Origin of the sequence: Carnobacterium sp. FSL W8-0810, assembly GCF_038007125.1 — a bacterium.
GTDB lineage: Bacteria > Bacillota > Bacilli > Lactobacillales > Carnobacteriaceae > Carnobacterium_B > Carnobacterium_B inhibens.
In genome coordinates, this window is sequence record NZ_JBBOWO010000001.1 from 1,368,967 (window position 1) to 1,390,880 (window position 21,914).

At 31.2% G+C, this 21,914-nt stretch carries 21 protein-coding genes and 1 pseudogene; 14 read left to right on the forward strand and 8 right to left on the reverse strand.

The features are described from left to right. Window positions 1-111 precede the first annotated feature (111 nt). From NST49_RS06645 to NST49_RS06665, 5 genes are all read left to right on the forward strand, one after another. Window positions 112-504, forward strand: a complete 393-nt coding sequence (locus NST49_RS06645) for a hypothetical protein (protein ID WP_341047640.1) — start codon at window positions 112-114, stop codon at window positions 502-504. A 188-nt stretch (window positions 505-692) separates the two neighbouring features. Beyond that, on the forward strand, window positions 693-1,028 hold the full coding sequence (locus NST49_RS06650) for a single-stranded DNA-binding protein (RefSeq protein ID WP_301425912.1): 336 nt from the start codon (window positions 693-695) through the stop codon (window positions 1,026-1,028). A 391-nt stretch (window positions 1,029-1,419) separates the two neighbouring features. Next, window positions 1,420-2,292 carry a 3D domain-containing protein gene (locus tag NST49_RS06655; RefSeq protein WP_341047641.1) on the forward strand — a complete coding sequence of 291 codons (873 nt, stop codon included), beginning with the start codon at window positions 1,420-1,422 and terminating at the stop codon, window positions 2,290-2,292. 185 nt (window positions 2,293-2,477) lie between these two features. Continuing rightward, the gene (locus NST49_RS06660) at window positions 2,478-3,194 is read left to right on the forward strand and encodes a response regulator transcription factor (RefSeq protein ID WP_023178608.1); all 717 of its coding nucleotides are present in this window, start codon (window positions 2,478-2,480) and stop codon (window positions 3,192-3,194) included. Further along, on the forward strand, window positions 3,191-4,600 hold the full coding sequence (locus NST49_RS06665) for a sensor histidine kinase (RefSeq protein ID WP_023178606.1): 1,410 nt from the start codon (window positions 3,191-3,193) through the stop codon (window positions 4,598-4,600). Before NST49_RS06660 ends, NST49_RS06665 begins: the two co-directional genes overlap by 4 nt. Window positions 4,601-4,647: 47 nt before the next feature. On the opposite strand, the gene NST49_RS06670 is transcribed toward NST49_RS06665, so the two are convergent. The 3 genes from NST49_RS06670 to NST49_RS06680 all read right to left on the reverse strand — a co-directional run bounded on the left by NST49_RS06670 (window position 4,648) and on the right by NST49_RS06680 (window position 8,287). After that, window positions 4,648-5,190 carry a hypothetical protein gene (locus NST49_RS06670; protein WP_023178605.1) on the reverse strand — a complete coding sequence of 181 codons (543 nt, stop codon included), beginning with the start codon at window positions 5,188-5,190 and terminating at the stop codon, window positions 4,648-4,650. Window positions 5,191-5,222: 32 nt separating this feature from the next. Next, window positions 5,223-5,987: a hypothetical protein gene (locus tag NST49_RS06675; RefSeq protein WP_341047642.1), complete on the reverse strand. Its 765-nt coding sequence runs from the start codon at window positions 5,985-5,987 to the stop codon at window positions 5,223-5,225. Window positions 5,988-6,160: 173 nt separating this feature from the next. Further along, on the reverse strand, window positions 6,161-8,287 hold the full coding sequence (locus tag NST49_RS06680; RefSeq protein WP_251165941.1) for an LTA synthase family protein: 2,127 nt from the start codon (window positions 8,285-8,287) through the stop codon (window positions 6,161-6,163). Window positions 8,288-8,608: 321 nt separating this feature from the next. Between NST49_RS06680 and NST49_RS06685 the strand changes: the two genes are divergently transcribed. After that, window positions 8,609-9,256, forward strand: a complete 648-nt coding sequence (locus NST49_RS06685; RefSeq protein WP_023178600.1) for a VanZ family protein — start codon at window positions 8,609-8,611, stop codon at window positions 9,254-9,256. A gap of 393 nt (window positions 9,257-9,649) precedes the next feature. Here the strand turns inward: NST49_RS06685 and NST49_RS06690 are convergent, their stop codons facing one another. Beyond that, window positions 9,650-9,964: a helix-turn-helix domain-containing protein gene (locus tag NST49_RS06690; protein ID WP_023178598.1), complete on the reverse strand. Its 315-nt coding sequence runs from the start codon at window positions 9,962-9,964 to the stop codon at window positions 9,650-9,652. A 906-nt stretch (window positions 9,965-10,870) separates the two neighbouring features. On the opposite strand from NST49_RS06690, the gene NST49_RS06695 reads away from it, so the two are divergent. Next, entirely contained in the window at window positions 10,871-11,209 is a 339-nt protein-coding gene (locus NST49_RS06695) for a hypothetical protein (RefSeq protein WP_034537169.1), read from the forward strand. 28 nt (window positions 11,210-11,237) lie between these two features. Here the strand turns inward: NST49_RS06695 and NST49_RS06700 are convergent. Beyond that, window positions 11,238-11,489, reverse strand: a pseudogene (locus NST49_RS06700) (tyrosine-type recombinase/integrase); the annotation flags it as partial. 465 nt (window positions 11,490-11,954) lie between these two features. On the opposite strand from NST49_RS06700, the gene NST49_RS06705 reads away from it, so the two are divergent. The 4 genes from NST49_RS06705 (at window position 11,955) to NST49_RS06720 (ending at window position 15,205) form a co-directional block, all read left to right on the forward strand. After that, complete coding sequence (locus NST49_RS06705) at window positions 11,955-13,151, forward strand: MFS transporter (RefSeq protein ID WP_341047643.1); 1,197 nt, start codon at window positions 11,955-11,957, stop codon at window positions 13,149-13,151. Between the two features lie 453 nt (window positions 13,152-13,604). After that, window positions 13,605-13,883: a hypothetical protein gene (locus NST49_RS06710; protein WP_023178593.1), complete on the forward strand. Its 279-nt coding sequence runs from the start codon at window positions 13,605-13,607 to the stop codon at window positions 13,881-13,883. Between the two features lie 568 nt (window positions 13,884-14,451). Next, complete coding sequence (locus NST49_RS06715; protein ID WP_081701921.1) at window positions 14,452-14,955, forward strand: DinB family protein; 504 nt, start codon at window positions 14,452-14,454, stop codon at window positions 14,953-14,955. 85 nt (window positions 14,956-15,040) lie between these two features. Then, window positions 15,041-15,205, forward strand: a complete 165-nt coding sequence (locus tag NST49_RS06720; RefSeq protein WP_023178590.1) for a hypothetical protein — start codon at window positions 15,041-15,043, stop codon at window positions 15,203-15,205. Window positions 15,206-15,365: 160 nt separating this feature from the next. Here NST49_RS06720 and NST49_RS06725 read toward each other — a convergent pair whose 3' ends face one another. After that, a complete protein-coding gene (locus NST49_RS06725) occupies window positions 15,366-15,779 on the reverse strand; it encodes a hypothetical protein (protein WP_301425920.1) in 414 nt (137 codons plus the stop codon). A gap of 367 nt (window positions 15,780-16,146) precedes the next feature. Here NST49_RS06725 and NST49_RS06730 point away from each other — a divergent pair, with 367 nt between their 5' ends. Both NST49_RS06730 and NST49_RS06735 read left to right on the forward strand, forming a co-directional pair. Continuing rightward, window positions 16,147-17,037 carry a peptide ABC transporter permease gene (locus NST49_RS06730; protein ID WP_238336954.1) on the forward strand — a complete coding sequence of 297 codons (891 nt, stop codon included), beginning with the start codon at window positions 16,147-16,149 and terminating at the stop codon, window positions 17,035-17,037. A gap of 4 nt (window positions 17,038-17,041) precedes the next feature. Further along, complete coding sequence (locus NST49_RS06735; protein ID WP_341047644.1) at window positions 17,042-17,884, forward strand: peptide transporter; 843 nt, start codon at window positions 17,042-17,044, stop codon at window positions 17,882-17,884. Between the two features lie 260 nt (window positions 17,885-18,144). Here the strand turns inward: NST49_RS06735 and NST49_RS06740 are convergent, their stop codons facing one another. Both NST49_RS06740 and NST49_RS06745 read right to left on the reverse strand, forming a co-directional pair. Continuing rightward, a complete protein-coding gene (locus NST49_RS06740; RefSeq protein ID WP_251165488.1) occupies window positions 18,145-18,732 on the reverse strand; it encodes a GNAT family N-acetyltransferase in 588 nt (195 codons plus the stop codon). Window positions 18,733-18,948: 216 nt separating this feature from the next. Then, the gene (locus NST49_RS06745; RefSeq protein ID WP_341047645.1) at window positions 18,949-19,845 is read right to left on the reverse strand and encodes an Rgg/GadR/MutR family transcriptional regulator; all 897 of its coding nucleotides are present in this window, start codon (window positions 19,843-19,845) and stop codon (window positions 18,949-18,951) included. Between the two features lie 185 nt (window positions 19,846-20,030). Here NST49_RS06745 and NST49_RS06750 point away from each other — a divergent pair, with 185 nt between their 5' ends. After that, a complete protein-coding gene (locus tag NST49_RS06750; protein WP_341047646.1) occupies window positions 20,031-21,623 on the forward strand; it encodes an ABC transporter ATP-binding protein in 1,593 nt (530 codons plus the stop codon). Window positions 21,624-21,914 lie beyond the last annotated feature (291 nt).

Genomic DNA, 21,914 nt, shown 5'->3' on the forward strand with positions numbered 1-21,914 from the left:
GTACGAAATAAAATACTAAACACCCTAAAAATTGAATTAAATTCTATTTTTAGGGTGTTTTTTTTTCAAGAATTATGATGAAGCAGCTATTTTTTTAGGGGGAGTCTACATATGTCCATTACAGTTGTACGTCGTACTGGTTTAATAGGTACCATACTAAAAATGACGATAAAAATAAATGGTGAAAGAGTTGCAAAAATAGCAAATGGTCAGAAGTTGGAAATGGTTATTCCTAATAATGTTGTGCAAATATGTGTCACGCAATCCGGAGTTAAAAGTAATACCATAGAAGTTAAAGATGGTGAACGAGTTCAAATAAAGTCCAATAAATGGAGTAATAGAATCTATGTTTTATATTATATTATTTTTATTACCGGTCTATTTACTTCGAATTCATTATATAAATCTATTGCTTTATTAGTAATCTTACTGTTAGGTTTTATTTTGTTGTTTATTGTAAATGCTTTTCAACTGACCATTTTAGATGATGAAACAACGATTTAGTGGAAACCCTTTGAAATAGATAGTTTTTAATCTAATAATAAAAAAGTTCTCTTTTATACTAAACAGCTTAAGAAATAAAACTGTTTAGTATAAAGGAGACTTTTTTTTATTTTTGATGAATAAACAAAAAAGCAAATCAATAAAAAGTGCAGATAGTAAAAAAGAATACACTAAAAAGGAGGAAAAAAATGAATCAAATAGGTTTGGTTGGACGTTTAGTAAGAGAAGTAGAACTTAAAAAGATAGGAGAAGATAGAGTTGTCATCAACAATACTTTAGCAGTAGCTAAAAGGAGCAAAAAAGAGAATGGTCCTCAAGCTGATTTTATTCCTATTGTTGCATGGGGAAACGTGGCAAAATTAATGCAGCTTTACTGTGAGAAAGGACATATGATCGGTGTTACGGGAAGAATTCAATCAAGATCATATATCAATAAAGAAGAAGAGACCATTTTTATTGTAGAAATGGTTGTAGAGGAAGTTTATTTCTTACAAAATAAAAAAGCAGAACCCATTACAGGATAAAAAAATGGAACATATGATGTCACATAGCTGTAACAATTAGGGTTGAACTACTGAAAAACAAAAAAGTAAACGCATAAAAGAATTCGGCCTTGTAATATAACATTAATAAAATCTACCATTAGAAAAACAAACTAGTCTATTAAATGAATAAGAAATTAGAAAATCGTAAAAAATGAAACGTTGTATTAAAGGGGTTCATTCTAATAAGTTGAAAGATTATGAGAAGAATTCTGTATAAATAAGTTAGTTGAATATTCAGAACAATTACTTTTTTATCAATGGAAACGATTTTAAAAAATGGTGTGTTACAGTTGTTTAATTCTCAAGTAACCTGCCTCTATTTCGTACGTGATACGATAACATCCGTATTGAATTAGGAGGAAATTATCTAATGAAGAAAACAGTTGTAGTAATTATTGCCTTATTTGGATTGGCAGTGGGAACGACACATATTACTAGTGCGTTAGCTGCTCAAAATGAAGTGACATCCAACACATCTAATGGAATAGATTTAATAAATGGAACTAAAAAAGCAACCAACGTTCAGATGCAAAATGGAACAGATGAGTTAATTGCTGACAGGAGTGACAGTCAAACAGCTGTAGAAACTTTAGCAACGACTCTACCATTTGAAGAAAAGATGGTAAAGCCCATTAGTTTAGAAGAGAGGACAGAAAGTCACGACGTAATCGATACTGTTCATTACACCATAAAATCTGGTGATACACTTGAGAACATCGCAACTGCTTTTGAAGTAAAAGTGGAAGAATTGGTAGGATGGAATGAATCTTTATCTGAAGAAACTCATTTACAGATTGGTGATGAAATTAATATAGAAACTGATTTAGATCCTGAAACAATTGATCCGCAAAAAGTTGTATGGGAAAGTGAAGAACAAGTAAAAGAAGAAATCATACTTCCGGAATCACCAGCTACTGAAGAGAACATGGAAGGGTCAGCCCTTAACACCAGTAATGGTGAAGAAACAATAACAGTAGTAGCTACAGCATATAGCCGAAACCAACCTTCATTAACGAATATTACAGCTACAGGAATAGATCTAAGAGAAAATTCTCAAGTCATTGCTGTTGATCCTAATGTGATCCCTTTAGGGTCTAAAGTTTATGTAGAAGGTTATGGAGAAGCGATTGCTGGAGATACTGGAAGTGCCATTATTGGAAACCGAATTGACTTGCACATGGAAAGCATGGATCAATCATTTGCATGGGGTATTCAAGAAGTTGAATTAACTATTTTAAATTAAGAGTGAATAGAATCGCGGCAGTTGCCTTGATTCTATTTTTTTATCTAAACTTCTAGTTTAAAATAAGTATTGTTCTTTTTGAATAAAAGATGAAGAATCAAAGATGATTTTGTAAGTTGCTTTAGTTGCAAGGGTAAAAAGGGTATAATAAAAGAGAGAAATTTTAAAAAGAAAGAAGGCATTTCATGAATATATTAATGATTGAAGACAATCAATCCGTATGCGAAATGATGGAAATGTTTTTCATGAAAGAAGAATGGAAAGCAACTTTTATCCAAGACGGTAAAGAAGGATTAGATACTTTTTTAAAGGATCCTCAAAGCTGGGACTTGATTACGCTTGACTTGAATTTACCAAGCATGGATGGCATGCAGATTTGTCGTGAAATGCGCAAAGTTTCTAAAATGATTCCGATTATCATGTTGACGGCCAAAGACTCTGAAAGCGACCAAGTGATCGGTCTCGAAATTGGAGCCGATGATTATGTAACAAAGCCTTTTAGTCCATTAACACTGATTGCACGCATAAAAGCTTTATATCGTCGCGCAGACTTGTTGCATGATGAATCCGATAAAGTAGACGTTAAAGCTTATGAAGTTGAAACCAAGTACCTTAAAATGGATAAGAGAACACGTGAAGCTATTCTATATGACAAACCAATTGAAAATTTAACACCTAAGGAATTTGAGTTGTTATACACGATGGCTAAGAGTCCTAGACAAGTCTTTTCAAGAGAACAACTTTTGACTATTGTATGGGATTATGAATATTTTGGTGATGAGCGAACAGTAGATGCTCATATAAAAAAATTGCGTCAAAAAATCGATAAAACAGGTCCACAAATCATTCAAACTGTTTGGGGAGTAGGGTATAAATACGATGATTCTGGAGTTACCTCATGAGAATAAATTATTTTTATCAACAGATGTTAGCTTTTTTTGCAGTAGTGATGACAGTTTTGATCATACTTGGGTTTTCATTTTTGCAATTTGCTCGAAGTACTGCTTATCGCAGTACGGAAAAACAATTATTCGGTTATGCTGAAGCTTTAATAGATGAGGACCTACAAACGGATAAAATAGAAAATGGACAAGTTATTTTAAAAAATCAAGGTGTATCGATTTTTGTATTTGATCATACGGATACGATGACTTATCCTAGTACAACTCAAAATTATATAAGTGGTATTTCAGATAGTGACCTAGAAAAATTGAAAAATGGCGAACCTATTACATTAACGCAAAGAAATACAGACTTCTTTGGTAATCAAATCAACACGGCTATTGTTTATCAGCCTTTTTTTACCCAAAGTACAGGTGATTTTTATGGATTTATAGCTGTAAGCGCACCTATTAGCACAATTGAAGCTAATCTAAAAGATATTCGAAATAACCTGTTTAGTGCGTTTATTTTTTCTGTTCTAGGCGCTACAGTGGCAAGTTATTTCTTTGCTAAGTTTCAAGTAAACCGTATCAACCGTATTCGGAGTGCAACACATAAAATAGCAAAAGGTGATTTTAATGTTCACCTTGAAAATAAAGAAATGGATGAATTTGATGATTTAGCAGCTGATTTCAACACTATGGTCGATTCTTTAAAAAGTTCTCAAGAAGAAATCGAGCGTCTAGAAAATCGGCGAAGACAATTTATGGCGGATGCTGCTCATGAAATGCGCACACCTTTAACAACGATTAATGGACTGCTAGAAGGAATCGAGCATGATATGATTCCAGAAAATCAAAAGCAACGCAGTGTTCAATTGATGCAAAATGAAACACGTCGGTTGATTCGTTTAGTGAATGAAAATTTAGATTACGAAAAAATTCGTTCCAATCAAATTAACTTACAAAAACAAACGTTTAATGCTTTTGATGCATTAGAAATGATTATTGAACAATTAAAAGGGAAAGCAGAAGCTTCTGGTAATGAATTGCTCTTAAATTGTCCAAAAGATCTGACTTTGTTTGCAGATTATGATCGTTTTTCTCAGATTGTTGTAAATATTGTTCAAAATGCTATTCAATTTACAGAGAACGGAAAAATCAAGGTTACAGGGGAATTTGGCGAAAATAATGAAAGTATTATAAAAATCGCTGATTCTGGTATAGGAATGACGGCTGAAGAAGTTGAAAATATATGGGAACGTTACTATAAAGCTGATATCTCTAGAAAAAATACAAAATATGGTGAGTCTGGACTAGGGTTAGCTATTGTCCAACAACTCGTTAATTTACATGGTGCAAGAGTTTCAGTAGAAAGTATTGCCGGAGAAGGAACAACCTTTACCTTAGTTTTTCCACTAGAATAAAATAAGACGGAAGTGAGCCACGCGGCTTCACTTCCGTCTTATTTTAGTTAAACTGCTGCTGTAGTTATTTTTAGTGGTTTTCCTAAGCTTAAAATTTTTTCATCAGAAGTAGCAAAAATAAAAGAGCACTCTGTTGTTCTTGCAAAATGGCGAAATAAGAGCAGCCATTCTTGTCTATCGAATGTAGTTTCATGCTTCAACCAATCGTCTATGACGATCACTTTTTTTTGGCTCATAAGTGCTATCTGTAATTGAAGTTGGATGTATTGTTTCATCGACAATGCAGTAAAGGACTGTTTAGCTAAAGATTCAGATATGTTTAGTTCTTCTAACAGTTCATTTACAAGAAAAGCTGTTGTTCGCTTAGGCTGATTTGGTGCTAAGGATAATGCAACCAACATGTTTTCTTTAACCGTTAAATAGTCAATAAACACATCATCAGTAGTTATTAGGCCAGGAAAAGTTCCAGTTTGTGCTTTTACTTGTTTCATTAAAGAAGGTAAACTCATTTGTTCAGTTGAAACCGTATAAATGGTTTTCGGGCTTAGTAGAAAAAGATCTTTTCCAACAACTTCAGATTGATTAAACATCTAAAATCCTCCTTGGTTACTTATGAAATAGATTAAGAGAGTTTGCCTTTAGTTAAGGATAAGACAATATAGGTAGGTATACCAATAACCATACAACTATATAAGTTGATAAACACTACCAGAAATACAGCTTGAAGCGTGTTATTTTCACCAAATTTGTTATTGATTGAATCACCTTTTAAGAAAGGTTTAACATTAAAACGCGTGAAATTTTCATTTTTAGATTCTGATAAAGAAGAGTCTTTTTGACTAGTACTATCAGGTGGATTGGCTTTTACTTCCATTTGTAGAGTCTCTGCTTCAAATTGTGAGGCTTGTTGGACTATCGGAGGAGCAAAGAAACTGTAAAGTACAAATAAAAACAACACAACACTATTTATTAAAATCAGGTGTTCAATGATCAATTGTGCGGTCAGTTTATAAACTCTTTCTCCCATCAAAAGATAGGTGTTGTATTCTTTATGTCTGATCTTACTCACAAACAGCTGAATCAACACGAGACTGATTGTACCTACGCTAGCGATAGCTAAAAAAATAGATTGGTATTTTACTAGATAGTTTTTTGTAATAGATTCTAAGAGTTGAAAGGTTTGGACGTCTAATGATAGTTGCTGGGATTGCAAAGAATTTACAATGGTCGTTAACTGAATGGAAGAGTCAGAAAATTGCTTTATCAACAAAACAACGGCAAAAACAAGAATAAAATAGAGCAAATAGAAACTAAGCATAGAAATCAAAAAGTAAGGATGGTTTTGCAAGTGGCGATAAGCTCGTTTAACAATTGGCAAGGTCAACACTCCCTTCAACTCAACGGTTCATTTTCTTTATTGTATCGAGTAAATATGAAAAAAATGTGAAGCAATTAGTAAGAGGATATGTTAGTTCAATACTTTATTTATTTCGATCATAATTTAAAAGCTTAGATACATAAAAAGAGCTGAGACAATTGTCTCAGCTCTTTAGTCACTCTTTATTCAGTTAATTCAGTTTCTGCTGGATTCTCTGTCTCAGCTGGTTGTGTTTCATCAACTACACCAGAAGAATCCTGTAGTAGTTCTGGTGCATTTGTATTATATAGATCAACAGTAGACTGGTTACCATTCTGACTATATATACTTGTAGCTTCTGTTCCTGAACCTTCATTTATAGCTTTCATACGAGCTAATTGATCACGGTAGTCATAATCAGCCGGATCAGTCGTAATCATTCCTTCTGGAGTATAGAAACGTAATAAATCACTTGTTAGAATACTATCAGATAAACTTAGTTGTGTGCTGACATCTTCTCTTAACTGTTCAACTTCAGCAAGAACTTCTTCAGCCGGATCTTCTATTAATTCACCCGTCTCGGTATCATAGATACTTGAACCATCAACGGTATATTTAGGACTGACGAAGTTTCCATCACGGAAGGCTACTGTTTGATCATGGTTTTCTGAGAATAAATCTGTTCCAAGTAAGATATTATCTTTTGTTTCAACACCTAATAAGTGGAGAAGAGTAGGCAGGCTATCAACTTGGCCACCGTATTGAGTATTGATTTTTCCATTACCTGTTCCTGGAATATGAATCATATAAGGAACTTTTTGTAACATTGCATTGTCATAACTTGACCATGTTTCAGGATCTTTATCTAATAAAGGAGCTAATGTTTCATTTCTAGAATTAGAAATACCATAATGGTCACCATAAAGAACAATGATCGAATTATCATATAATCCAGCGTCTTTCAGGTAAGCAAAGAATTCTTCAATAGCTTGGTCTAAATAATGAGCTGTTACAAAATAGTTATCAATAGTACTATCACCAGTAGTTGCAGCTGGGAAGTCCACATTTGCTTCATCTAATGGGTAAGGGAAGTGATTAGATACTGTAATAAATTTAGAATAAAACGGTTGAGGCAATTGTTCTAAATATTGAACAGATTCTTTAAAGAATATTTTATCTTTCATTCCATATTCCAATGTATTTTCTTCAGTGAAAGAGTAGTACTCATCATCGAAGAAGTAATCTATGCCCATTGATTTATACGTGTTATCACGATTCCAAAAAGATCCAACATTACCATGGAACATAGCACTTGTATAATTCTTTTCAGAGCCTAAAATTTGTGAAGCGGATTGGAACGTATTGCTTTCACCAACTTGTGTAAAGGCTCCACCTTGAGATAAACCGAATAGGGAATTTTCAAGCAGCATTTCTGAATCTGAAGTTTTTCCTTGTCCGACTTGGTGGAAGAAGTTGCTGAAACTTTGAGTATCATTATCATGGTAAATACTGTTGATAAATGGTGTAACTTCAAGAGATTCGCCAGTTTCAGTTTCTAATTGGTAGTCAATTAAAAATTGTTGGAAACTTTCTAAATGCAAGTAAATGACATTACGGTCTTCAGCAATACCAAACATTTCAGGATTCGCTTCAGCAAAGTGTTCATCAATGTAGTTCATGACACCTTCAATATCAGATTCATCAGCATTTGCTTTTACTTGATTTGCTTGCGCAGTTTGATAGCCATCATAGGCTGTAAAGAAATTCAAACCAAGGTATTTAACAATGTAGTTACGGTCAAATGTACGAGCCAACAGTTGAGGTCGATCACTTTCTGCTAACGTTAAGTTCGCAGCGAAAAGTGTAAATCCAACAATCGTAGCTGCAAAAGCGTACCGTTTCTTGAATGGACGATTATCGATCATCACTTTCTTAGAGGCTAATAATGCAATTAATAAAATGATATCGATTAAATAAAGAAAATCTGTCGTGTGCAATAAAGCAAAGGTACTTGCGCCCAATCCACCAGCCACATTACCAGCGCCTAAAATCGTGCTGACAGAAAGAAAATCAGAAAATTCTCTATAATAGAGAATATTTGAAAAGAATAAAATTGACATTAAAGCATAAACAACTACTAAAGCAATATAGGCTTTTTTGGAACTTTTAAAGTATAGCGCGATAGAAAGTAGAATGATTGTTGTAGCAATTGGATTGATCAATAAGATGAATTGCTGCATGATACCTTCGACGCCAAGAGAAAATTCTGATTGATACCCTATATATGTCTTGATCCAAAATAGGATAACAGCGAGAGAAAAGAACCCCATTCTCGTGTGTAATATTTTTTTTATGTTAGTCACTGTTGAATCCTCCTTAATAAATGGCCACAGTTTGTTTAAGTTAATGGGTTAAATTTCCAATTGTATGAAAATAGTCCATATTAGTACATCATTCAGTATTTTACAATTAATTTACAGTATAGTCAATTTTACTCACTTATAACTGCTTATGCTGATCATGCTAATAGCTATTATACCAAGGAAAGATTAAGAAAAGTAAAAATTAAGTAAAATTTAGACTTTTTAAACAAATAAATTTAAGCGAATGCGGTATAATAATTTGCAAGGATAAATGAGGAGGATTTTTTAATGGTATTTTTGCAACCCCTCTTTGAATTAATTGAATCGAAATTTGGCGAAACAATCAATCACTTTCCGTTAGTAGAATTAATCTTTTATAGCATCGACCAAACCTTGTTTTATTTTATTTTTTGGCTTATTGGCAGAGGAATAGTGCTGGGTCTCAAAAAGAAGAAGAAAAAACCAATAAAATGGCGAAGAGAAGTTGTTTTAAATCTATTTATTTTTTATATTCTTCTTTTGATTCATTTAACGGTCTTTCGTGCAGAAAATTCAATTAATAATGTATCCATAGTGATGCGCCCTTTAAGTGAAATCAACTGGATCCCATTTGTAGAAACAGCTAAATTAACTCAAGGAACAACTTTATTTGATTATTACTATAACTTATATGGGAATATTATTTGGTTTATTCCAATGGGTTTTGGAGCAGCTTATTTAATGAAAAGAAACCACTTTGTTTTAAGATCTCTATTAATTGGAATAGCTGTATCTGTTTTAATAGAATCTCTGCAGTTTATATTCTATACAGGAGTTTCAGATATAGACGATGTTATCTTTAATACAATTGGAACGATCATTGGTATTGGTTTATTTAAAATAAGTCATTGGATATATAAAAAAAGACAAATAGGAAAACCGCTTGAAAAGGAGTGAGGACCTTTTTGGGCTTCTTGGAAACTAGATTATAATTTTTTTAATATACCTTGACTAGGTACCTATATCCCGTCAGAAACGAATATAGAATGATACAATAGCTCCCCTAAAAAAGGTAGACCGTTTTTCTCGAAGTATTCTCACAACTTTTCCATATCATATAATGATTTTCAGATGTTTATCTTATGGTGAAAAATTTACTTTCTTTAATGATAGATAATTTTGTTATTTTTTTATATTAAGTATAGTATGACAACTCAAATATAAAAAATAAGCTAAGCAACAATCATACGTTGCTTAGCTTATTTTTTATAACTGTTACTCTACATAAAATTAGCAAGATAGCTATTGTAAAGACCGTCATTATTCAAAAAATAATATAGTCACAGTGATTTATCCAACACTGATTAAATGCAAAATATTCAATAAAATAAGTACTGCAATTACGACAACTAAAAAATAAAAAAATTTGCCTTTTTTTATTTTTTTATCTAATTGTTTAACCATTTTAGGATCTCCTTTCATTAATTCATCTAAGGAAATAGCATAGATCTCACTAATTAAAATAAGACTATTGATATCAGGTAAGTTCCGGCCATTTTCCCAATTTGAAATAGTTTGCCGTGACACATGTATTTTTTCTGCCACTTCTTCTTGTGTCATTTTTAGAGTGTTTCTTCTTTGTTTTAATCTAGTTGCTAATTTCATATTTCATATAATCTCCTTTCATTTACTTTAGTGAATTTCTAGAAGTTTCACTATCAAAAGTATTTATAATACTGCAATTATACTGATAAAAGTATTTTACATCTCAATTAGAGTGGATAGAAAGTATAAAAAATTGAATTAAAATCTAAAAACATAATCAAAAATTTAACAACATTTCGCTGTATTCATTTTCATTGACTCCAAAATAGCATTTTGTGGTTTTCTTAAAATGAGAGTTATGTTAATTATTAAGATTTTTAGTACACAAAAAACAGTAAGACTAAAAATAGATAACCGTTTCTTTTACTTATTTTTTTCATTATGATGTCTGCCATAGCTGATCTACTCATCGACTAATTCATAATCTAATTATCTATTTTATCTATTAAAACTAAAAAAACGCATTGGTTTACATAGCAGCACCTAATAGTTGCTGCTATGTAAACCAATGCGTTCGTTACTTTTTAATTAAAATTAAATATAGTAAAGGTAACAAGTTAAGGAGGATGTAAATTATTATTTTATTAAAAGTCTAATATTTACATAATAGAGTATAAGTAATTTATATGAAGAAAAAGATGCTATTATTTATTGCGTTCAATATTCTTTATTTACTCAAGTAATAAAGTTAAAGATACAGAAGATATCGCAGAAACTATATAGTATTAGCTTTGGTTAAGGGGCTGTATCTATAGGAATAGCAAAAGGAGGAGCCTCTGGAGCCTTTTATTCAAAAAATGAAAATAAAACAACTAAACTAGCTATTTAGGGAAATAAAAATAAGATAAAGTGGTTAGTAAAGTACTATATTGGAGCTAATATCTATCAACGAACCGATACAAAATATACTGGTAGCGTTACTAATCAATATATTAAAATTTAAAACAAATAGAGGGAGGTTGTTGTATGAAGAAAAGAATATCTATACTCATAATAATTTTAATTTTGTTAGTGGTTTTTCTTGTAAATAAATCGGAACAGAAAAAAATCCCCACTTTAGTTAATTTGTCAGGCATTAGCTATGTTTTGACACATGAACCATATAAAAAATCCGTAAACGCTGACGTAGTCTATGTTGTTCAAAAAAAGGTAAATCGATACAGTTATCCAAAAAACAGCTTAGAATCTAACTTTTTAGACGTAGATACAGAGATTTACCTACCAAAAGAAGAAACTGAATCTATAATTTTTTACAAACTAGATGATGGATTATATGTGGCAAGAGAAAATATAGCTGGAAAATAGAAAGCTTGTTGCTTACTATTATAATAATTCAAAAATCTAACCTAAAATTAAGCAAAGTCTCACTTATTTCATCTTCATTGATCCCAATGTAGCGTTTCGTAATTTTTCCGTTGCTGTGAACGAATATTTCCAATAGATTGGCTGCGTCTTTGGTTTTCTCATAATTGTGGTAAACAAACGTCTTTCGCAGCGTGTGCGTGCCGATATTGTCTCTTCCTAACAGCTTAGCGACCTTCAGAAACATTTGATAGACGGTATTCACTTCTAAGTGATTGCCTTTGATGGTGATGCTCTCAAAAAAATTGTTTATTTCTTGTTGGGTGCGTACTGGTTAAACGGTGTAACTCATTTAAAATCCCTCTCTTCTTACAAAAGTGATACATGATTTCGATTAGTATACAACAAAATCATATATTGAAAGGTTGCATAAAAAAATAACCCTGATTTAATAGTATTCTAGATACATGATTTTATCCAATTTCATGTATTGAAAACTATATTTTTATCTTTTTTAATAGTTAAGCGAAAAGAATATGACTTGTAATTTGGATTAACGTATACTATTTATAAATAGTTCATTCTTACTACCCCAAAATATTTTTTTTCTTTTAAGCAGTTAATTATCTTTATTGTTGTTTATAGTTGATTTTTCAAAGAAAAACAATTGATTTTAGGAGGTATAATACCAATGTAAAAAATCCCCTTTACGAATGTAACTTAATTTTTTTATAAAGGGGTAGTAAGAATGAAGAGTAAATCGTTCCGTTTTCTTTGGGTTGGTCAATCAATGGCTAATCTAGGTGATATTTTTTATATTGTAGGGCTTATCTCAATTTTGTACACTTTGACAGAATCGTCATTTATATTAGCGTTGGTCCCATTTTTTAATATGTTTGGACGGTTTATTAGTGGAATGATTTCTCCACTATTGTTAAATAGATATCCATTAAAGACGCTACTTGTTTATTCACAAATAAGCAAAACTCTATTATTACTATTTTTAGCGCTTATCTTAGAAATTAATATAATTTCGAGCGTACTTGTTATAATATGTTTTGTATTTACAATTGCATTTTTAGATAGATGGGCAGCACCAGCAAGTCAATCAATGTTACCTCGTCTCGTTTCGAAAAATGAGATTGTGAAAGCTAATACCTTTTTTTCCATTATCAACCAAACAGTAAATTTAGGTGGATGGGCATTGGGAGGTATATTGGTTGCTTTTATAGGTGGTCAAAAAGTTATTCTGCTTACATTAGTATTATCTTCAATAGCTACCTTTATGATGACAAAAATTATTGATCCAACGGAATTTCATAAAAAAAATTCCAAAGGTCATCGTAGTGATGAATTAAAAGAAGGTTGGCAAATCATATGGAGTAATCCGATGTACAAGAGCCTCTTTTTGCTTATGGTACTTGATACTATTGCAGATGTTGTATGGATTGCTTCTATAATTTACATTTTTGTTGCTGAAGTTCTTGGAGAAACTGAAGCTTATTGGGGCTATATAAACACTTCATTTTTTATTGGAATGGTCGTTGGCGGAATTATATGCTCACGTTTTGCTAGAGTCTTCGAAAAGAACCTTAAGTATGCTTTAATTAGTTTTTCCTTTGTAATCTGTATCCTGACATTTATTTTTGGTTTAACAAAAATTGCTTGGTTATCCCTATTTTTTGTAGGATTTATTGGAATTTTTCAACAATTAAAAGAAATTGCTTCAAATACAATTCTTCAAAAATCAGCTAGCACTGAAGAACTACCTAAAATTTATGCTGTACAAAGCTCATTAGGATCGTTATTGTTCGCAGTTTCTTCCTTACTTTTTGGTTTTTTATCAGAAATATGGGGTGTGCAAATTATATTTATTATTTCAGCAATGTTATTAGGGCTGTCCGCAATTTATGCTATGGTACGTCATCATCGTTTTTCTATATAAGAATCAAACTAATAATTTTCTCTTTTTGATAGTTAAGGAAATACACGTGTTGAATAAAATAACAAATTGGCTATAATCCACTTGAAAAAAACAGAAATAAGAGCTCTAACACTATAACAAAAAGTGCTAGAGCTCTTATTTCTTAATACATGATTTTATCTAATTTCATGTATCATAAATTCTTGTTTAAAAAATAAAAATTTAAATATGTTATCTTTAAACAAAATATAACATAAGGAGTGCACTTTATATGGCTTTAACTTTAGTATGTTTCTTGTTTATAATTATTGTTATATCCAAGAATAAGGACAAATATCAAAAGTAAACAGAACATTGTTAAATCTGAGTTCAGCTTACTTGATTCTATCTAGTTTAATGTATTGATACGTCATAATATCTAGAATAAGATACTTATGATACTGAATGCAAATCAAAAAAATTGGAGGACTTATTATGTTTCTAATATTAGGAATTATTGCTATAGTAGCAACTGTTTTAAATCTTTATTTATATAAAGTAGGCAAAGATTATAAATTAGCAATGGCAATGGGATTGTCATTCACAGCACTGACGCTTGTTGCAGGGTACAGCATGATATCCGGTTGGGTAAAGGTAAAAGATTGGGCTGCTTTATTAGATGTAGTACCTACTATGACAACAGTCCTATGGGGTTTAACGATTGTATCGATTTTATTAAATATAATTCCGATCCTTTTAGAGCAAAAAAAATAATTAAAACTAATCAACTATCTGATATGAGTCTACTAAAATCAACACTTACTAGGTATTGATCTGATTGATTTTTCGCTGTCTATTATAAGTGTCGATTAAAATATTCAGGTTTCCTTACTTAAAAAAACGTGTATATATTCCCTTGAGCTAATAAGGTTTTATATACACGACTTTAAGCAATTTCATGTATTGAAAGAAGTCTAGGTAACACTGTTCATCACCTATTCGTTATCACTTATAACAAATAGGTGATGAATATCATATCATCAGCAAACATCTATGTGCCCATTAATAATTCATTTTTAGTACTTGGTGAAGAAATGAAAGAATGTCTAGAAACGAAATTTCTAATTCTGGCTACTCAACAAGATATTATTGAAAATGCAATTGTTGCACTAAAATTTCAATTAAATTAACTTTATATAAAGAAGAGAGGAACACTTCAATTGAGAACGGCTTTTGCCCTTTAAATTATTTGATAATAGAGAAAAATTCACTTTTTGCTTTCTAGCGTTTTAATTAACAAATTTTTTGGTTGGTGGTAAAATCACTTCAAGGAGTGATAGAGATGACAACTATACAAGTAGAACTATTAGATCGTGTTCAAGAACGTTTTGAAGAAACTTTGGACAAAATGACGGTAGAAGAGGCCAATAAAATGCCACATCCTTTACTTAAATCAGTAACTTGGCTCTTTTGGCATACTGCTCGTGAAATTGATATGCAGATTTCTGATCTAAAAGGCGAAGAAGCAATGTATACAAGTAATGGGTGGAATAAACGTTTTGATTTGCCACTCCCAGATGATACGCCCGAATACAAACATACATCAGAGGAAGCTGAACAAGTCACCGTTTCTGACAAAAATCTCTTAAGTGATTATTTAGATGTCAGTATCAAATTAGCAAAGGATTATCTAGATAATTTAAATGAAGATACTTTAGATAAAATCGTTGATGAAAATTGGTCTCCACCAGTAACTCATCAAGCTCGACTTATTTCTATTATTGATGATGCCGTTATGCATTCAGGACAAGCCGTTTATACACGTCGTTTGGTGATTAATGAATAATAGAAAGTGCGATTAATTAACTTTCTCGCTTAATCACAGCTTATTCGTTGTGCATTTAGTTGCGGTACATCAGAAGGCCTATTCGTTGCATGGCTCTTTAGCTCAATGTAATAAACTGAAAAATAAAAAAATGGGACTTCGTGTTATTTTTAGAGAAATACAAGGTAAATTTGAAGTGATTCAAGTTGTTGTTATTGGAAAAAGAGATAAAGAAACCGTCTATAAAATCGCTGAAAATCGTATAAATTAACTAAACAAGAGCTCTAACACTATAATGAAAAGTGTTAGAGCTCTTGTTTTACAATACATGACTTTGTGTAATTTCATGTGTTGCAATTTGGTAAACATCTTTAGTTATTTTTTCTAATACTTCTTGACCATTTTCTTTAAGTTTACTTTTTTTATGTAAATTAAGGAGCGAAACCGTAAAAAGTTAAGATGAAAAGGATATATCCTATAGTAATTAGTCCTGTAAATATAACGATAGCTCCAATAATTATCACATATTTCAAAAAAACTAAATAGATATCTGCGTTCATTATTAATTTCCTAAACAGCAGTATCAAAACTGCTCCCAAAGGGATAAATAACAAAAAATACAATGTAGATAAACCATTAAAGTAAATGTTTATTCCTTGATTAGGCAAAGATGTTTTGAAAAATAGAGAAAAGCCTAATAGGAATACAATAAAGATTAAATTGACTACAACAGAGTAAATACGAAGCTTTTTTTTGTATTTACTAGGTAATTTAAGGCCAAAAGAGATTAAAACGTGTATTGCAGAGATTACGACTGCAACGACAATATTTAATGGAAACAGCATGTGGATTCTCCTTGTCATATCTAGAAATGGTTGATCCCTCTAAACATGAATTTTTTTATATTTGAATTAATTATATAACAAAAAATACTTTATAAATAGCTGCCAACAGTTTACATGACGCAACTATTGGTTTACATTCATCAAAAAGTAACCATATAATTTAATGATTACTTTTTTGATTTATTTTTACGAATACATGAATCTATGTAATTTCATGTATTCAAGTAACTACACTTGCAAGTCTTTTTTTGTTATGACATTGGTTAATATTCATAAGTAAGATATACTTATTAAAATAAAGGAGGAGATCATTATTTTTATAAGTGCATTAAAAAGTAAGAGAACGTTATGGATATTGTGTTCAATCTTGTTATTTTTTTTACTGCTTAGTTGTTTATATGAGCCTTTATTATCAAATATTTTAACCCTTCGAGTAGAAAAAACACTAATAAATGGAGAAATAAAGTATCCGCCTTTTACCCCTCTTGAAGTTCCGCCATTTGGTACGGATATCATTGGGTTTACTATCTTTGCTAAAATTATTCAAGGATTTAAGTATACTTTTTTTATTGGGTTATTATTAAGTATCGCTCAAATCTTAAGTAGCTTATTTTTAAACATTCTGATTCTTTATAAAGTAGGAACAACGTTTTTACTGCCTGTCTTTTCATATTTTGATAAGCTTTTTACATTGATTCCTAAACCTTTTTTATTGCTGCTATTAATAGGACCTTATTCTGATGCATTATTATTTAATACAGATAACGTTCAACCGGAGGCTAATTGGATGTTTGTGATGATTCAATTGTTCATTTTGTTTCTTATAGGACTCCCTAATTTGGTTAAACTTTATCATGCTGAATTAGCTTTTCTTTTCAAACAAGATTTTTTCCTGGCCAGCCAAACATTAGGTAGTTCTAAATTTAGAACCGTTAAGTATTCTTTTAAACCCCAATTAACGGAGCTTACATTAAATTTATTTTTCAAAATCCTCATACAAAATTTATCTCTTTTTATCTACTTAGCTTATTTTCAATTGTATCTAGGAGGCTCACTAGTAACGCAGTTAGATGCAAGTACTACATATACAGCAACAATATCTAACGAATGGAGCGGGTTGATTGGGCAAAATATTAATCGACTAGCTAGCACACCTTGGACAGTACTCACACCGTTAGCTTTTTATGGCGGACTTATTTTCTTGCTCAATGGAATCAAGCGATCTTTAACTGGAGGGCTGCAAAATCAATCCATTTAGAAAAATGATAAAGCAATCTATTTCACTTATTACACTGCCAATTGGTATTATTTTACTCGTTTGTTTGAGTTATTCGTTACCCTTAACTATGAAAGATACAGGTTTATTAGTGGATACGATTAAAGAAACCTTTGCACAGATTTTTACATATCGCTATTTATCTGAATTAGTCATTATTTATCACCAGACCAACGGTGAATACACGTTTAAATTGATCAGTGCTAGTTTAGTAATAACGTTAGTTTCGCTTATGTTATATAGTTACTATTTTCCAAAATTTAAGAATAAAACGATAACAAAATTTATTAGGTACTTAGAAGATATTGAGAATTTACCTGTGCTTGGTATCGTGTTTTTTATCCACTGGCTTAGCGTAGTTATCTATAAAGAGACTTCCATCTATTTATTTAAAACAGTGGGTACCCCAAGAGAGCCCGCGATAGTTGTCCCCTTAATCATATTAAGTATTTTTCCTATTGTTTTTCTGATTAAATATATGACTCCGTATATCAAAGATGTTTATCAATCCAATTATTTTGTCTTCGCAAAATCGCTGGGGTATCCTAAATATAAACTATTCTTTTCTTATGTCATTCCTAACGTATTACCATTTTTAGAAAACATTATGAAATTTATTTATTTAGAGATGATCACCGTGATGCTTTTTATTGAAATTCAATTCAATACAGGAGGACTATTAACGGGTCTAAGAGATACACAGTTGATACCTTCTAACACTACTAGCCCGCAAGTAACGGTTATCAATTATTTGATTTTATTACTGATTCCGTATTTTCTTATGAGTATTTTGTTTAAAATAATCAAGTTCTTCAATTCAAATAAGTAACTTTATCATAATTTCAAATATCTTTATGCGATTAATGGTATCTATCATTCGATACTTTGAACTAAAAAAATCAGGTACAAAAAAACAATCGAGCTCTTATGAGATCGATTGTTTTTTCCTTTATTTAAAAAGGTTATGGACAGACTATTTCATCTAATTTCATGTGTTGGGAAAAATCCAATTTCTTTATAGGATTTGAAACTTATAAGTATATGTTCAATCATTCAGGTAAGAAATAAACTGAAATACCTGTTTGTTATTTAATTTGAATAGGTATTTTCATGGTGGCTAGTTAAATAATTATCTCTAGTTATTCCATAAAAAAAGGTATCTACCATTTTACCTTTTAATTCATGCGCATCTTTAGTGATATGTTCGAAAGACATGCCCACTTTTTTCAATACACTTCCTGAAGCTATATGGCCAGTATCATGGCCAGAAGTAATATGTTCTAAAAGGAGAGTGTTGAAACCAAGAGATAATATTCGTAAGCAGGCTTCTGTTGTTAAGCCTTGTCTCCAATATTTTTTGTTCAACATGTATCCAATTTCGCCTTCATGCTTTTTATCATCTACTCTAAACTCTATCACGCCAATCATTTTATGATCTTCTTTATGTTCTAACGCATAAAAACCTAATGGTGATGTTAAGTAATAATTCGCAATAAACTCTTTTGTTTGATGCAAAGACGTATGTGGATTGAAAATATATCTCATCGTTTCTTCATCGCTAGCATATTCAAAAAAATCTGCGGTATCTTCCAAAGTTAGAGGCCTTAAAATCAAACGCTCTGTTTCTAAAATAGAATTTTCAGCTAGTAATAAAATGCGACTTTTTTGACTTGTCATAATTTCTCCTTCATCTGGTATTTATTTAGTTTATCAATAGGGTAATGTTATTTTTAAATTTTATCACAGTTGTGTAATCCTTATAAGAGAATGTATAGATATACTTGGATTTAAAATTGAATATAAGATTGATATTGAAAACTTACAGCGGTCTCGATTTTTCGTCTATATTTCATTAACAGGTAGACGCCTTTATTCATTATTTATGCCCATCGCTTAACTTATGAATCCAATTTTAATTATTAGTTCTTGAAAATCTGGATCTAGGTAGCTTTTTGACCAAATAAGATAGCGCTTTTTGTAATTTTCTTCTTGTTCAGTTAGCTTGAATAAACGGCAAAGTTCAAATACTTGTTCACAGTACACTTTTGCCTCTTCTTCTCTTTTTTGCGTAAAAGCAAAAATCCCCTTATTAAATAAAAAATCTAAATGAGGTTCAATTAATAGGGTATTCTCTAATAGTTTTTTTTCGTAAATAGCAAGAGTTTCTTCTGCATAATCGTAGCGTTTATGTAGAAGAAATGCAGAAAAATTATTTGACAAAATACTAAATAGTAAGTTCATATCTTGTGGAATCGATTGGTATAATCGGCTTTTTTTTATTGCTGTTTTCATTAAAAGATAGGTTGTTTCTACATCAAATACAAAACCAAAAATCGCGTAAATATATAATTCCATTTCTCCCCAGTCTTCCACTTGTATCAAGTAAGAAAGAACTCTCGGTTGATTTAGTGGTTTTTTTTCTTTGTCTAGAACAATAATGCTCTCCACAAACAAAACTATGAAACTCATCCAACTATTCGATGCAGGTTTTTGATTTTTTAAATCAATGACCAACTCTTCAAGTTTGTCATATTTTTTATTATTGACCAAATTCTTTACTCTATTAAAATAGTTCTTTAATTCATTTTCTTCTTGTCTCAATAAGTAAAAATATTCTTCTGGTGAGGTGTTCACATTCGTTAGCAATTCAATAAATGAATCAATTGAGATCATTGATTGTTCATTTTCAAAACGTGATAATTGGGAAATTGATAATGTATTTCCAGCAGCTTCTTTTAGCTTCATGCCTTTTGCTATCCGTATTTTCTTAAATGTTTTGCTATAATTCATACTTTCTCCTAACTTATTGCATATATGCAATTTTTTATTTTGATTAAGTATAGTTCGTTTATACTTTAGATACAAACAAAATAATTGTACATTCAACACAATATCCTTTCATTTAAAACTAGATTTATGCATCATTATGGCCAAATAATTTGTTTTAAGAGAAAGAATAAATAGGGGGAAAACAAATGAAAAAATATATATTACGTTTTTGGAAGCCTAACTTGTTGATTTTTGGCATATTAGTCATCACGAATGTTTGTCTAACTTTAGTGAGTGTAATCATGGCATCATCTTTAAATGCATTAGTTGATCTTAATTTTACATTATTTTTTGAGACACTTTTAGCTAATGCGGTAATTTTTATGATATATTTATTCTTTTCGTATATTCTAATCAATAAAAAAAGCCAAACAAAACAAAAAATGGCTACTGCTATTCGAACGGACGTTACAAAGCGAATGGAACAGACGAGCTACTCAAATTTTCATACAAAACCAGTTGGAACATATGCTTCCTGGCTCAGCAATGACTTAAATACGATTGAAACGGTTGCTTTTGATCAATTTTATACCGTCTTAGGAGGAATAATTAGTGCTGTTAGTTCAATTATTGCTATGTTTATATTTCATTGGTCCATTGTTTTATTGACCCTAGCTGTTACTATTGTAACCATTCTATTACCAATGTTGTACCAGAAAGTGCTTAGCTTGGTCTCTTTATTAGTAACTGAAGAAAGCGAACGGTTCTTAAGCAAAGTCACAGACACTCTCAATGGTTTTGATACGTTTTTTTCCTTTAATTTACTAGAAAAAATAACAAAAGATATGGAAGAAGCATCCCTCAAACTAGCTGACGTTAAAAATAAACAAGCTAAAGTAATTGCAAAAGTAGCCTTGTTAGGTACTTTTGGAAATATTGTGGGTCAACTGTCGATTATGGGGCTAACCGGGTACTTAGTCTCTCAATCGATAGTGTCCGTAGGTTCAATCTTGGCAACGGGAGAGTTAGCAGGCACTATCTTTAATACTGTAGGAAATATCAGTCAACAAATTGCTGCCATCCGCTCAGTTGAACCTGTTTTTAAAAAGTTAGAAACAATTGAACCTTCTGTTGAGAAATCCACTGAAAAAATTAAAATAATTGACTCAGGAATTGTTTTAGATAATTTAAGTTATGCATATGATGACAAATTGGTTCTGAATAATTTAGACTTTTCATTTCAGTTAGGTGGAAAATATGCCATCGTTGGTGCAAGTGGTAGCGGAAAGACAACACTATTAAATATTCTAAATGGTAAATTAATGGATTACGATGGTTCAGTCCAATTTGCAGGAAAAGAATTGAGTGTATTATCTGGAAGAGAATTGCGTGAACATATTTTATACATGGATCAAATCCCGTATCTATTTGAAGGAACAGTCCGAGAAAATATCACTTTAGATGAAGATTTTTCCAATGAACAAATCCAACAGGCATTAAAGGCTAGCAATTTAGATGAAGTGGTAAGAAATCTACCTCAAGGAATTGATACAGATATTGGCGATGCTGGTCGTCTACTTTCTGGTGGACAACGACAACGCTTAGCACTCGCTCGTGGTTTGGTTCGTGGCAAAAAAATTATCCTACTAGACGAGGGAACCTCTAGCTTAGATGAAAAGAGTGCGTTAGAAATCGAAAAACAATTGATAGAAAATGAGGAACTAACTGTACTGATGATTACTCATCAACTACGTGAATCGATTCAGAAACAATTAAATCAAGTCATATTGCTTTCATAAACCTATTTAACCTAGTAACTAAATAGGCTAGATATAAACATGTATCTAATATCAATAATCTTTTTTAAATAGTTATGCTACTATAATAAATATCTGTATAATTTTGATTAAGCAAACTACAGGGAAGACTAATTAAAGGTTGATTGAAAAAGTGGACTTTAATTGCCCATGACACTACCTTTAAAGAACCTCACTTCATTCATATGAACCAGTGGCATATAGAGATTTAATTCCAACAAAATAATGAATGATAGAGAATAAAAGGAATCCCAGTTATGTATTAAAATATGC